Annotated in this window: 7 protein-coding genes; all 7 read right to left on the reverse strand. The window is 42.8% G+C overall.

Annotated features, from left to right (window positions below):
• Positions 1–33 precede the first annotated feature (33 nt).
• The 7 genes from CEF13_RS26505 to CEF13_RS26535 all read right to left on the reverse strand — a co-directional run bounded on the left by CEF13_RS26505 (position 34) and on the right by CEF13_RS26535 (position 14,678).
• Positions 34–2,745 carry a stalk domain-containing protein gene (locus CEF13_RS26505; RefSeq protein ID WP_102715486.1) on the reverse strand — a complete coding sequence of 904 codons (2,712 nt, stop codon included), beginning with the start codon at positions 2,743–2,745 and terminating at the stop codon, positions 34–36.
• 182 nt (positions 2,746–2,927) lie between these two features.
• Entirely contained in the window at positions 2,928–7,298 is a 4,371-nt protein-coding gene (locus tag CEF13_RS26510) for an Ig-like domain-containing protein (RefSeq protein WP_102715488.1), read from the reverse strand.
• 178 nt (positions 7,299–7,476) lie between these two features.
• On the reverse strand, positions 7,477–8,682 hold the full coding sequence (metK, locus tag CEF13_RS26515) for a methionine adenosyltransferase (protein WP_102715490.1): 1,206 nt from the start codon (positions 8,680–8,682) through the stop codon (positions 7,477–7,479).
• A 176-nt stretch (positions 8,683–8,858) separates the two neighbouring features.
• Complete coding sequence (locus CEF13_RS26520; RefSeq protein ID WP_102715492.1) at positions 8,859–9,137, reverse strand: alpha/beta-type small acid-soluble spore protein; 279 nt, start codon at positions 9,135–9,137, stop codon at positions 8,859–8,861.
• 112 nt (positions 9,138–9,249) lie between these two features.
• Positions 9,250–9,747 (reverse strand): hypothetical protein, encoded by a 498-nt coding sequence (locus CEF13_RS26525; protein ID WP_102715494.1) that lies wholly within the window; start codon positions 9,745–9,747, stop codon positions 9,250–9,252.
• A gap of 77 nt (positions 9,748–9,824) precedes the next feature.
• On the reverse strand, positions 9,825–11,909 hold the full coding sequence (locus tag CEF13_RS26530) for a hypothetical protein (RefSeq protein ID WP_102715496.1): 2,085 nt from the start codon (positions 11,907–11,909) through the stop codon (positions 9,825–9,827).
• A 231-nt stretch (positions 11,910–12,140) separates the two neighbouring features.
• Positions 12,141–14,678, reverse strand: coding sequence for an S-layer homology domain-containing protein (locus tag CEF13_RS26535; RefSeq protein ID WP_166742931.1), 2,538 nt, complete (start codon positions 14,676–14,678; stop codon positions 12,141–12,143).
• Positions 14,679–14,762 lie beyond the last annotated feature (84 nt).

A 14,762-nucleotide genomic window follows, 5' to 3' on the forward strand; every position in this document is an offset into this window, starting at 1 on the left:
ATCATACCAAGTTTGGTTATCATTCGTCTATCGTTAATCGATGGTAATCTTTTTCGTTTTACCTTCATAACCTACAGTTAACCCTAGTTTCTCCGAAAATAAGCGCAATGGAATTAATGTTCTGTCATTCCGGATAATTGGCATTAGTTCTGATGGCTGACGAACGCCATTCAGGATATAATCACTTTTGCCTATTGTCATTTCCATCATCTTACTGCCTCTAAGCACATTGATTTGCCCTGTCCCGCCATTAAATAGAAACTTCAGACCCATAGCATCCGCCACAAATCGAACGGGAACATAGGTTGTTCCATTCAAGATAATGGGTGCTGAGTCCAGATTAACCGCTTTGCCGTTCACGATTGCAGCCGTTTTTCCAGCAGTCATCTCGACCTTGTTAGTCGAATTAACCACTACAGATGGAGGATATTGAAGCATGAGGTTATCTAGACCTATTGATCCTGAATAAGCTCGCTCATCCTGTCCTTCTCCAATCGTTACAACATAGACTCGCTTCAGCTTAACCGGATATTTCATGCCCGCGGAAGATAAATTCACCTTCACATTTTTCCAACCGCTCCAATCGAGCTGCTTAGCAAGATCAAGCAAATATGCTTTACCGTCTGCATCGATAAATTCAGCGCGAACCCAGTTCAAGCTGTTGTCGCTGTAAAGATCTACGCTCATAGAGGTAGGCGAACCATCAACTGTAATGCCTGTCGATTTCAATACCGCATAAGAGGCTTTGGTTCCGGTCCCATTTGTGAAATCATAATCAATTTTCAATGCCTTTGCTGATGTTTGGCCTGGCAAATCAGATACCACACTAACATTGCCCTTAGTCGTATCAGGTGTCACCTGCGACGTTATGGCATAGCTCAGCTTCTCGAAATCCTCTAGCGTTTTGACTGTTTCCCCTTGCGTGAAGGGAATCATGGTGGAATAGCCGTCATAACGAGCAATCGCGTAGCCTACAGTCGTTCCTGCATTAACAGACTGTACTGTGAGGCTGTCGCCGCTCTGTGTTGCCGTAAAGCCGATATACTCCCATTTAACGGAGCTGCCGCTAAGCTTATAGCCGGCGCCGTTCTTTAGCTTTACTGTAAGCGGAACAGAGACTGTAGCACCTTTCGCGAGAACGCCTGCCGCTGTATCTATTGATAATGATGCAATTTGGTCTTGGCCGATTACTTCGATATCATACGCCGCAGTAATATCGCCTGATTTCACGTTGATCGTTGTTTTGCCCGCTTTTGTAGCCGTGAATTCATTGCCTTGAATGGTTCCAAGCGGACTCGCTGCCTTCCAAACCGCTGATGAATTATCTATCGCCACCGGATTGTAATACGTATCATAGCCGCTCAGCGTATATGATGCTTTCTGCCCGATAAGCATCGCATTATTTCCTGTTATCGTAATTCCTTTAAGCGAGCCCTGCGGTGCAGAAGTAAATACACCGATACTATTCGCTATACTGCGCTGCGTCGTTCCGTATTGGGTAGGATGGGACAGTCCTAATGAGAAGCTTCCAAGCGGACGCTCAATCATTGTTGTGGATCCTCCGCCGTCTAGGTTTACGCCTTTGAATACACCTAGCTGAAGCATAATTTGCTGCAGCTCTTTAAGGTTTAGGCCCGTATTGCCTTCATTCCTCTCGCTTGTAATCAGATAGACCTTCGTGCCGTCCTTGGAATAGCCGACCGCTGAACGAGAGGTGTAGGACGATCCGCTTACTCCAGTAACATCACGCGAGAAAGGAGCAGCCGCACCAGCATTAACAAGCAATGTATGTCCTCCCACCATCATCTGGAAAGAAGCAGGGTCAACCTTGGCACCCGTCGTCTCCGATTTAAGCGAGTAGTTGGATGTAATGACTTGTCCTATTTGCAGATGCTCCTTCACATAAGCAGCTGCTTTGCCATGTGCACGCAAAATATAACCATCCGTCGGTATTGGTGAAGTAATGGCTTGGTCAACTGATATAGCTTCAATAACGCCGTTGCGAACCAATACTTCTGTAGGTGTAGTACTCGAGTTCTTCGGACGCTCAGTCCCACCCCAAGCACTTGTATACATATACATCATATCGAAATGGCTGAATTTGGAACCTGTCGTTTCCGGCTCATAAGCAGATTGATTCAAGCCTTCCAACGGAAATGATGAACCATCCTCTGCCGTAACAGTTCCTTCGAAGCTGTAATTATCGATCATAGGCTTACGGTCCTTCGATACGGAGAAAGCGTGCATCCCTATTAGTCTCGATGGGCTGGACATAAATAATCCGCTAGTCACTTGTCCGCCAAGCGGCGCCCCTTCGTTACCCATAACGAAAACATCCGCATTGATGGATGCTACTGCTCCATTTTCCTTCGACATGCTGAGGGTCGTGTTTGTTTGCCCAATGCTGTTATTTTTACCGCTCATCGCGTTTAAGGAAACGTAGGGATTAGTTAAATCTATTTCAATGACATGCACATCCGTCTGCACCTTTGCGCTTCCCCGAGTGGTATTCCAGACATAGTCTAGTCGCTTAGCTCCCGATGTAATAATTGATTGCTTCGATAGCTTAAGAACCGACTCGTTTGCGGCAGCCGCATGTGCTGTCTCGATAACTGATGTATGCCAATTGCCTGGTACAATAGATGCGATTGGCTGTACCAGCAATACTCCTCCTAGTACGACGACAATGACTCGTTTGCTTAAATATTCCGACTTCCGCCCGATGATGTCTCTTTTCTTGCCCATTTTTTTAGCAACTCTCCCATTCTTTCAGAATCTACTAGTTATAGACTACAATATAGTGGAAAAGTTACGTGTGATAACATATTGCTATAGCATTATTACTTGCGAAAGATATAATCTATCTCTTTTTGAACCCTTAATAGCTCCGTTCACGCTTTGGCAGCGCGGACGGAGCTATGTTCATTTTATAAAGTTATAAACTTTACATGCTGCAGTAAACGCATAATCATGACCGTTCCCTCAGCTCGAGTGGCGTTTGTTGTTGGACTTATCGTTGTAGCTGTTTTCCCATTCATGACTCCAATATAAACAACCTTCGCCACATCAGCTTGAGCCCAAGCACCAACCTTCGCTCGATCTGAATATTTCTGCAAATACGCTGAAGCCGTTTGTGGAAGCTCTACCGTAATCCCAGCTACCTTTGCCGCTCTAATCATCATAACGGCCATTTCCTGGCGTGTGATTAGACTATTAGGCTTGAAGGTGCCATCGGTATTGCCCACAACAATTCCAGCAGCTGATGCAGCTCCGATATAAGCTGCCATAGCTGTATTCGTATTCACATCCTTATATTTGGCCGCTGAAATCTTATCCCCGCTTAGACCGAGACCCTTCGCAATATAGGTGGCGAACTCACCCCGCGTAATCTCCTTGTTCGGCTCAAATTTTGAAGTCGTTCGGCCTTCAACAATAAACTTGCGAGATAACGCATTAATAGCTGTAGCTGCCCAGTGGGAGGATACGTCTGAGAAAGTTTTCGTATTTTTGATCAAAGCATAAGAGCTGTTTCCTTTACGCTTAAATACAGCAGTCGTTTTCCCGCCGCTTGTCGTTAGTTCCGTAGGAACGTAGGATAATGCGCCAGTCACCGGATCTAACCACACAACAGCAGACTCTGCAAAACTAACTGTCTGATAGGTTTGAATAGTGCGTGAGACATAACCGTTAAAATCATTGAATGGCTTCTGCAATGATCCGCTAATTGCTGTTACGTCAAAATGATAGGGTCCCGCTAATTGCTGGGAGCTTGAGCTGCTAATCTTAGTACTTAAATTATTCGTTAGAAAGGATATCCCTTGGTCCATACGAATAAGCAGCTGCCCGCTTGCGCTATTTCCATTAAGCAGTGCATTCAATTTAATATAATCAGCTGCATTCAGCTGCAGCTCATAGGAAGCATCCCCAAACTCGACTGCAAACACAGAGTTCGGGTTTAGACGATAGGCTGAATCCAGTGTGCTTATTGAAATGGCTACAATTGCTGCCCTCTCAGAGCTCGGGACTTTGAATGCAACACGCGGTACAGCCATTCCTGCTGTACGCGCTGTCTGGTAGGCGGTAATCACCTTGTCATTCATCACGGTATAACGATTCGCTTGAATCCCGGCTGGCGATATATCTGTGAACATCGTTGTCGCAGTCGTTTTTAAGCCGATTCCGCCTCTTTCAGATGCTTCGTAATCGCCGGATAAGCTGTCCAGTACGGTCGTTTGATTGGCTACGCTAATATTAGTAAAACTATTAATCGTGGCTCCATTATTCGTTCGAAGCCCATAATTATTTGAGGTATAACTAACGGTTACGGTTTCTCCAATCGCAACTGGCGAGGCCAGCGTCAAGATAACGGATGATCCAGTTATATCGACATAGGAGACTGTTTTTATTACATTATTCGCTGTAACGACAAACTGAACGGATGAAGGTATATAGCCGCTATTAAGCGTATCTCCAAAAGATAAGGTCAGTTTATTGCCCTTAACAATTGAGCCATAGATATTGCCATTCTGTCCGCCGCCGCTCCCGCCGCCAGACGACATGCTGTTAAAGGATGGTGCAGCATTGCCAGCAAGATCTGTAATCAGATTCACAGATGCTAAGTAGGATACAGATACCTGCTGTCCTGCCGTCACAGCAGACGATAAGGTTAATAGGACAGAATCGCCGGAAACCTGAACCTGAATAACCGTTCTCGCGATATTATCAATCAGGACGCTATACTGTCCAACGGATGGTACACTGGATGGATTTAACGTTTTGTTGTACTTCAGCGTTACGACTGCTCCATTAGCGGTAATAGATTGCAAGCTTGGATTCGCTGATTCTGGAACACTATAAATACTATACCTATCAATCGCGTTCATATAATTGCCTGCCATATCACGCAGCGGATAAGAACCTGGCGAGTAAGAGACTGTAACGGTCTGATAGTTTTGAATGGAGCCGCTCAGCGTGAGCAGAATGCTGCTGCCTGTGCTGGATATTGATGTCGTATTGTAATTGACACCGCCGACATTGACCGTGAATTGCAAATACGCATAACTATTCACTGGCGTCAGCTCTTTGTTAAATACTAGCGTAATGGCACTGCCTGAAGCCGTGCCGCTCAGTAACGCTGGAGGTGTCGTATCTTTTGCTCCGCTTACATCCAGGTTATTAAAGCTGGCCGCTTCATTGCCAGAAACGTCTTGAATCAATCCTATAGCGGCTTTTGTGTAAGAAAGCTTAACTAGCTGACCTGCTACAATCGGGCTGGATAGGGATAAGATGACGGCCTCTCCCTTAATCTGCACACCAGTGATTGAACGAGGCGCTCCATTTACCGTTGCATAAAAACTTCCCGCCGATGGAATCGAAGCGTATTTCAGCTCTTTATTGTACGAAATTGTAATGGTCGAACCGCTCCATTGAAGCTTGCTGATTTCCGGTAGCGTGCGATCAGAACCGATGGTCTGGAATACCCATTGATATTCATTTAGGATGCCGGCAAACGTATTATCAGCTAGATCCATTACAGCACTTGCATCGATATGCACATAGTAATAAGTACTTGCAGCAAACGGTGTCGCAGGCGTTATATTTATTTTCCGATTGTTATAGCTGTCTACAGAGAAGCTTGCTGGAATTCCATCCCCGCCAGCCGAAGGAATAAAAGTGATGGAACCCGTTCCCTTCTTGATCGGTTCACTAAATGTCGCAGAGAAAGTGCTGTTCAAATCTACCGCAGTTGAATTGTTAATCGGATTTAATAGTGTAAGTGTTGGTCTTTCCGTATCTTGTGCTACATTAAACGACCATGAACTGGAAGAAGAAATGCCAGCATAATAATTGCCTGCAGCGTCTCGAATTGCATGATTGCCGATGGTCACATAGTATTTCATATTATTTACGAAAGCTTTCTCTGCTTCACCAGTGATCGCTTTATTTGGGTCTATCGTAATTTGATAGGTTCCTCCACCAGTTACCCGTTCTGAGGTAACAGGTATCGATCGAAATAACATTCCGGTAGACTGCTCGCGAATTTCTATTAATCCACTGCTAGGAAATACGGGCTCATTAAATGTAATTTGCAGAAGTGAGCTAAGAGTAGTAATGCTTCCATTCAGTACGGGAACGATAGCTGTTGCGACCGGAGGATCCGTTTCATAACCAGGGTCAGTACTGAAATTCCAAATGGATGCTCCGGAAATCCCATGATACCACTGATCTCCGCTCGGGTCGGGACGCGTGAAAGCACCTGCATCAATCAATATGTAATAAGCGGTATTCGCCTCTAAATAGGAGCTGGGCGTTATGCGCACCTGCCTATTTGCAACGGAAACACGAGAGGAAGTCGCTTCAAATCGTTCATATGTCGTATTATTGCTTACTCTTCTTATTTCAATATACTTTCCAGAACGCGCTTGTACGTTTTGATCAAACGCAATATTAAACGAAGTATTTACTGGTACAGATGTAGCGTTATCTGCAGGTATAAATGAAGATACATTCACTGGCGCTGCATCCGTTGTGAAGCTCCATGACGTTCCGGCATAAAGATTACCCGCCGCATCCTGAAAAGCCGTGTTTGGAATAATGACGGTATATGTTGTCTTCGGCTGCAGTGCAGCAGGAGGCTGAATGACAATTTGATTCGTACCGCTTCCTCTAACCGCATTAGAGGTCACAAGAACCGTTCTATTGTCTTCTGTAGAATTAATTTGAATGCTACCGCTTGCCACATAGACCGCTTCATTAAACGTAATCGTTAGCGGTGTCGTCACCGCTATTGGTGCTGCAATCGGCGTTATAGCCGTATGTAACGGAGGTGTAGTATCTACTTCATTGACTGTACGGAAGTTCCAGCTGGTTGCACTATTTATTCCCGCATAACCTGCGCCATTTGAAGTGCTTAAGAACGCTCCTGCATCGATGAGTACATAGTAATTTGTATTTAATGCAAATGAATTTGTTGGATTAATAGTGACGGTACGTTGAGATGGATCAATGCTCACTCGTCCGGAGGATACAGGAATCATTTCCACCAAATTGCTTGTTGCATAATCGTAAATATAAATAGCTGTCGAGCTTGAGCCTTTTACAACATTCTCATCAAAAGTCATTTTTAAAGGGGCAGTTACCGACACATTAATCAGATCATCTGCGGGACTTAAACTTAATACGATCGGGCCTGCTGTGGCCGCTGCTGCCTGCTGGGGTCCGACAGACCAAATCGCTATGCAAATTTGAAACAATAGCATAATCGCGATAAATAAAGATAATTTGCTGGTACGATTCATTTCTATTCACTCCTCAAAAATTACACTCGTACCTTATTTGTCGGTATATGGGATTGAAATATTTAGGTTAAACGCGTTTTTTGTGATTATTTCCATACAAAAAAAGCTGATCTTCAAGCAAAGTTTCTACTCGAAGATCAGCTTTCTTATATTTATAACCGAAAGAGCTTATACGCCTTTATTGTGCGCCAGCTTCTGCTTTCAGCTTATCTGCTTTGTCAACGCGTTCCCAAGGAAGATCAACGTCTGTACGGCCGAAGTGACCATAAGCAGCTGTTTGTTTGTAGATTGGGCGTCTCAGATCAAGCATTTTGATAATACCCGCTGGACGTAGGTCAAAGTTGTTAGTTATAAGCTCAACGAGCTTATCTTCGCCAATTTTGCCAGTGCCATAAGTATCTACGCTGATAGATACCGGATATGCAACACCAATTGCATATGCCAATTGAATTTCGCATTTGTCTGCAAGTCCAGCAGCGACGATGTTCTTCGCTACATAACGAGCAGCATAAGCCGCAGAGCGGTCAACCTTTGTAGGATCCTTGCCAGAGAACGCGCCGCCGCCATGACGAGCATAGCCGCCGTAAGTATCAACGATAATTTTGCGTCCTGTCAAGCCTGCATCACCTTGAGGTCCGCCAATAACAAAGCGTCCGGTAGGGTTGATGAAATATTTCGTTTGCTCATCCAGCCATTCCACAGGAACAACAGGTTTAATTACATGTTCCAAAATGTCTGCTTGAATTTGCTCAAGTGTAATTTCTTCGGCATGTTGTGTAGATACTACTATCGTGTCAACGCGAACAGGCTTACCATCCGCATATTCGATTGTAACTTGAGTTTTACCGTCCGGACGGAGGTAAGAGAGCGTTTCATTCTTACGAACTTCGGATAAACGACGAGCAATCCGGTGAGACAATGCAATTGGAAGCGGCATTAGCTCAGGCGTTTCATTCGTTGCAAAACCAAACATAAGGCCTTGGTCTCCTGCACCGATATCTTCGTTCTCTTGCTTCATGTCTTTACCATCACGCGTCTCAAGAGCCGCGTTAACGCCCTGCGCGATGTCTGCAGACTGCTCATTAAGAGAAGTCAATACAGCACATGTGCTGGAGTCAAAGCCGAATTTGGCACGTGTGTAACCAATTTCCTTAATTGTGCGACGAGCAATTGCAGAAATATCAACATAATCTGCACTGCTGCTGATCTCACCAATAACCAAAACAAGACCTGTAGCTACAGAAACTTCACAAGCGACACGCGCATATGGATCTGCTTCAAGAAATGCATCTAATACAGCATCAGATATTTGATCACAAATTTTATCGGGGTGACCTTCCGTAACTGATTCTGATGTGAACAAGTGGCGTCCTTTAACCGACATCCGCATCAACCTCCTATAACCTTAATATAGAATAAGTGCATTTATACAATAAGTGCATACATTCTACATAAAAAATGAACCTTTTCCCGTAGGAAAAGGTTGTTTGACAACTCTTCTAAAACAGTATGATACCGAAAATGTCGCTTAGTGTCAATGGACGCCGGAAATTCCAATCTTTATTGGTATCCGTGTAGAACGGATTCCGCTTGGGCAATAAGCCTTTTGGTGATCTCCCCACCAACTGATCCTGCTTGACGGGTAGATAGGGCTGACCAGTGGACGCTATGTCCGCCGCCAGCACCTGAGGACATACCCAGCTCACCAGCAAATTCAGAGTCCGCTCCAATGCCTGTATAAGCTCCTGACGTCAAACCAAATTCTGACGCAATTTCATACTTAAGCTGATTTAATGCTGCTTTGCTTGTTGGCACAACGACTTTATTCGAACGACTCATGACATGACACCTCCAAAAGATGTTGGAACACATTTATATTGTGTATCCTAAGCCTTCATTTGAAGCGTATAATCTATTGTCAGTTCGGGTAAATTATAGGGAGTAACCCATCTTATTGCAGAGTGTATTTTCCTATTACCAATACCGTCAAGCCATTTTTTTGAGCCGGATCAGGCAGAATTCCTCGGCCTTCACGAGGGAATAATAGCAAATGGTTCGTTGGAATAGCCTTGCCTTTGGTCAAGTCGGTACCGCCTGTCAAATCCGCTATACCGCTCGCATCTGAGCTGTAAGCAATCGCTTTGCCTACACGTACAATAACCTCAGTGCCTTGGCCTGCCATTAACGTCTTGCCTGCCGGCACAGTTACTACTTCTAATGCAACACTCTCGGCAACACCTGTACCGCCGGTAGAGCCCCCTGTGGGGCCTCCGCTTAGTTTAGCAAGCTGCTCATCTACATAGCTTTTCGTTACGACCGGGTCTTCTACGGAACCGGGGGAAAGGGCATTCGATTCTGCTTCGAGCGGCGAAGCAAAGTTCACGCCAGCCCACACGCCTGCTCCGACTAATACAACAGCAGCCAATACGCGTAATCCTTTTTGTTTCACTTGGCAATCTCCTCTCAATCTAGTATCTCCTATAAAGATACTAGATTTAAGCAGGAGACACCAGTTTTTTATATAGATTAATGTTTTCCGTCAAGCCAGTTAACGACCATTGACCATTGGGTTGGAATACTAGCTAGCAATTTCTTATTCCCATTAAAAGTATCATATATATTTAATGTATAATCATCCCAAATAGCTAGATCTTTAATTTCTTCTTTGATTTCGGTATAATTATCGCCTAGTTTCCACTTCATACTATTCTCTACATTACCGTCAAATGATAATGGCTTAGAGTAAAGAACCTGATTAAGATCTGTACGTTCAAGTTCAATAGTCAATTGTGATTGTGTATAGCTGTCATAATCATTATTTTTAATAAGTTTTCCGCCAATATGACCAACTAGTACATTACCGTCTATGAATGCATCGTAGTAGTTAAAGTCAACCGTATACGGTCCTACTTGAAGATCTTTAAAGCTAGTTGCTGCTTTCTTTTCTTCAGGTAAACTCAATTGCACAGCGCGCAAGTATCCTGTTGCATCGCCTTTTCCTTGAATTAGACCAGCATCATTATAAGCTTCTCCTAGAATCAGCTTAATTCCAGCTTTATCAATACCTTCAGGCAATTCGGTCCAAACGATCATTTGCTCTTTCTTAGATGGGTTGATTAATACATTAGGCTTCTCAAGCTTGGCATCGAAAATCTTTCCATCTGCCGTTTGGAAGTAGCCTGACCATACTGGAAGAGCACTGTTACGATTCTGCTTATTCGTAACATCCACAAATACTGCAAGTGTGTCATTCTTCGTACCCGTATACGTTCTAACATCCGTAACCTTAGCTGTGAACGGGACTCCGTTGCTTTGTTGGGAGTATTCAGTGCCTACTCCTATAACCGAAATCGGAGTAACGGTTGACTTTGTAAGCTCTGCTACTTCAGTCGTAATTTCATTATCCTTCTCACTTAATTTCAAATTGAATTTCTTCCATTGATAAGCATATGGAATGGAGCCAACATAACTAATTGTTGTAGCTGCGCCAGGCGCAATTCCAATATCTCCGCTGTTCTTAATTAATTTCGTTGTAAGCTTAATATTTTCATCTATCGAGAATGCACCAGTTAAATCTGGGAGCGGTAAAAATACAGATTCTTTATTTCGTATAACTAATTCTGCAACAACTTGATCCTCATTATTAAGAGGGAAGCGCTGAACGTTTTTCAATTCAACCTCGTAAGTGCCTTGATCATTTGTAAATGATGTTTTCGCTGTTGTCGTAGTCGTCGTTAATTTAAAAGGCGCTTCCATGATGACAACGGGAAGATTAACTTTTGATGTTTCCGCAGCTCCTACTCCTTCTGTAATAATAAATTTCCAGCCTGCAGTCGATACACTCGTTGGGATATTGCCTGTTAAACGGACTGCATTTAAGACAGTAGGCTCTAACGTTAATGTCTCATCTGTTTTGTTGCGCAGTGCTAATTTATATAATCCTGATGGTGTTTGTACATAATAGTTATATTGAGGTAGAGCCACTCCAAACTTACCCATATTACGTGCTACAAAAGATAAATTGAAAATATAGTTTTTCTCTGTTTTGGTTGCATTGATCTGATCAATTCTAACGTTTACATTCGAATTTTGCATTTGAACTGTTTTAAAGCCTCCAGCTTTTACAAAGTTGGAAAACCCTTTAGGAAAAGTAAATTTAGCAACTGACTTCTCATATCCTGCTACACTGAAATCAAATTTAATAATATTGACTACTAACTGATCAAGTGTGATTTTCGGACTCACTTCGCTGTAGAATGTTAAAGTCGTTGAAGATTTTGGAGAAACCTTCTTTTTCTTATCCGCATCCAAAAGCGTCAATGCGTATTTGCTTCCGCCTGTTGAGTTCAATCGCGCCCAATAATCAATCAGATTGATCGGAGCATTATCTCCATTATAGAAGGTGAAAGTAAAACTAGCAGTTGCACCGCTTGTACTAGGTACAAGATTTGCATCCGTTAATTGAATATACGAATCTTTGGATATGTATACTTTTTTAAATACTTCTGGAGATGCAGCGGCTTGCGATACTGGAACTGCGGTTACAAAAAAAATAATTGCAATTAATAATGAAACGTACTTAGTCATTCCAATGAAGCTCTTTCGTGTCATCTGATTCACTCCGTATCTTTTTTTGGTATACATGTTTAGACGTATTGAACCTCCGTTAAGTTTCGACTTTTACAAGATTTCTCTTAAATCTTTACCTTTTTTTACTACATATATTTTACTCTATTACGAAGTGTAAATATATAGTAAATTTGTTAATCAAACAAAAAAAGACCGTCGCAAAAGCGACGGTCTTTCTCCCGTAAGCTGATTAGCTCAACTTAGCGTTTGTTACTATTTCAATACTTTAACAACCACTACAGCTGCTTCTGTGTAAGTTCCACCGATTTGGTTATCGGAAGCTACAACATAGATATTGAAATCAGTACCAAGTGTTCCACCATCAACGGATGAGATTGCACCGAAAGTATCGATGTTAACTTTACCGTCTTTGTCTACTGCATAAACAGTAGTTCCAGGTGTCACGATGTAGTCTTTAGCAACGCCAGCAGATGTTGCTTTAAATGTACCGTTAGAAGCATTTACAGCAGAGAATGCTGTTACCGCAGGAGTACCGCCTACAGTGTTGTATTTACCGCCAACAAGGCCAGTCAATGTGAGAATTTCATGTTTAGCAGTATTTGTGTTAATAAGATCGTAAGCTGCTTCTGTTACAGCAATTTCAGTTTCAGTACCTTTTACATTCAGCTTCACGATGAATGAAGTAGTTGTACCAGAAAGAACTGTGTATTTAGTTACAAAAGTACCACGAACTGTAGTATCTGTGTTAGTAGAACCAGCAGATGAAACGATAACTACTAGATCAGCGTTAAGGCCATTGCTGTTAAGAACAACAGCGATCTCGTCGTTTTTAGCTACGTTAGCTGCAGTTGCAACAGTCACTACATCGTTAGCACGATTCGAAGCATCCAAGTAAACAGTGTTGCTGTTTACATAGTAAGTCGAGTTAGTAGTAGTTGCAATTGAAGTTGCAGTTACTTCTTTAACAGTTACGCCAGCAGCTGCAGAAGTGCTTGTAAGTGCTGCTTTTGTTACTTTACCGTCAGCATTGTAAGTCAACTTAACAACAGCATTTTTTGCGATAGTTCCAGTGATGTCAGCAGGCAACAAGTAAACTGTGAGGTTTTTGTTCTCTTTAACAGAGAATACTTCAAGTTTAGTGTAACCATTTTTAACTTCACCGTTATCAATTACAGAAACACCAGGAAGAGCATTTTTAAGAGCTACTGCATAGTTGCTTGAAGTGTTAGCTGTAGCTGCTTTTGAACCAGCAACTTTGCCGTCGTTGTTCAAGAACAGAGTATACTCTGAACCCAATGTAAGAGCATTAGCAGATGAAGTTGCAAATAGATCTTCGTATACTTTACCAGAAACAGTATAGTAATATTTGCCGCCTTCAACTCTTACTGAATCCACTTTACCAGTTACAGTGTTGCGAGTAGCTTCAAGGATAACCGCTTCAGTACCATTTGCTACAAAACGAATTACATCGTTTTCTTTAAGATCAGCTGCAGATGCAAGAGCACCGTTAAGCTTAACTACAGTTGCATCTGTAACACTTACAGAAGCATTTGGTGAGTAGTTAACACGTGCAGGACGGAATGAAGTTTTCGCTTCATATCCAGTCACCAATTTGTTATCAGTGTAAGCTACTACTGATACGAATTGTACTTGGCCATCAGCGTTCAAGAACAATGTAGCTTTCTCGCCTTTAGCCAAAGCGCCTGTTGCTGCAGCATAGTTCTTGTTGAAGCCTAGGTATTTCGTGCTTGGTACAGTTGGGTAAGTTTTACCGTCTTTAGCTGTAAGATAAACGCTGTAACCTACAGTATCAGATACACCAGCTGTGTTGTTGTTTTCGAAAGCAATTACTTTCTCAGATGCTTGTGCATCAGTGATTGCTAGAACTTGTTTTTTGTCTTTTGTTTTAACAACTGTAACTGTGTGACCAACTAGATCAGCAAGAGCTTTTCCGCCAGTTACAACAAATTTGTCAGAAGTTTTAATTCTAAGACCATCAAGTGAAATTTCTTTGTCGCTGTTAAGAGCTGCAGCAGAAACTACTGCTTTGGAAGTTTCACCGATTTTTGTAACCAATTTGTCGCCGTAGTTAACTACGTCGCCGTTAGTGCCACTGTAAGTAACAGTTTTGGAGTTGATTGTGTTAGAAGTCAATCTTGCTACGATACCGCGGTTAGCAGTAGTACCAGGAGTAACATCTAGACCTTCAAACAAGCTGCTGTCTTGAGTGTCTTGTGCTGCAAGAAGGTAGTTGTACGGCCAAGCGCCGGACAATTGGCTTTCTTTGTAGCCCAATGAACGAACCAAGATTGCTACTACTTCTTCGAACTTAACGTTGTCGCTTGGACGGAAGTTTCCATTGTAACCTTGGATATATCCTTTAGCAGCAGCAGCGTTGATGAAGCCAGTGTACCAAGCGCCTGCTTTAACGTCTTTGAAAGAAGGCTTAACGCCTGCCATCAAGTTAGCAGCAGCTTCGTTACCGGAAGCAATAACGATGATTTTCGCAAGTTCTGCGCGAGTAATTTGGTTCTCAGGTTTGAAAGTACCATCTTCATAACCTTGAATGATGCCAAGTGCAGTTAGTTCTTCAACTGCGGATTGTACTGGTTTGCCCACCACGTCAGATGGTGTTGTTGCTGCAAAAGCTGTTAGAGATGTTGGTAGTACTAGCGCTGTTGCCAGTACAAATGCTGCTATTTTTTTCTTCATAACCTTTGTTTCTCCTCCTCTAAATACCTTCGGTTGTTGAGAGTTTTCTTTAACTAATGAATTGCTCTTTTCCCTCATAGCCGATTCACCCCCTTTCCAGAGTTGAGCATGGATTTGATATAAATGATGTCTACGAGCATGATAAACCCTTTGTAAGATCAT

Source organism: Paenibacillus castaneae, from assembly GCF_002884445.1.
Classification (GTDB): domain Bacteria; phylum Bacillota; class Bacilli; order Paenibacillales; family Paenibacillaceae; genus Pristimantibacillus; species Pristimantibacillus castaneae.

Bases quoted from the DNA above. Each gene is read 5' to 3' on its own strand.
- metK (WP_102715490.1), bottom strand. From the start codon at position 8,682: ATGTCGGTTAAAGGACGCCACTTGTTCACATCAGAATCAGTTACGGAA.
- CEF13_RS26520 (WP_102715492.1), bottom strand. From the start codon at position 9,137: ATGAGTCGTTCGAATAAAGTCGTTGTGCCAACAAGCAAAGCAGCATTA.
- CEF13_RS26530 (WP_102715496.1), bottom strand. From the start codon at position 11,909: ATGACACGAAAGAGCTTCATTGGAATGACTAAGTACGTTTCATTATTA.
- CEF13_RS26510 (WP_102715488.1), bottom strand. From the start codon at position 7,298: ATGAATCGTACCAGCAAATTATCTTTATTTATCGCGATTATGCTATTG.
- CEF13_RS26535 (WP_166742931.1), bottom strand. From the start codon at position 14,678: ATGAGGGAAAAGAGCAATTCATTAGTTAAAGAAAACTCTCAACAACCG.
- CEF13_RS26505 (WP_102715486.1), bottom strand. From the start codon at position 2,745: ATGGGCAAGAAAAGAGACATCATCGGGCGGAAGTCGGAATATTTAAGC.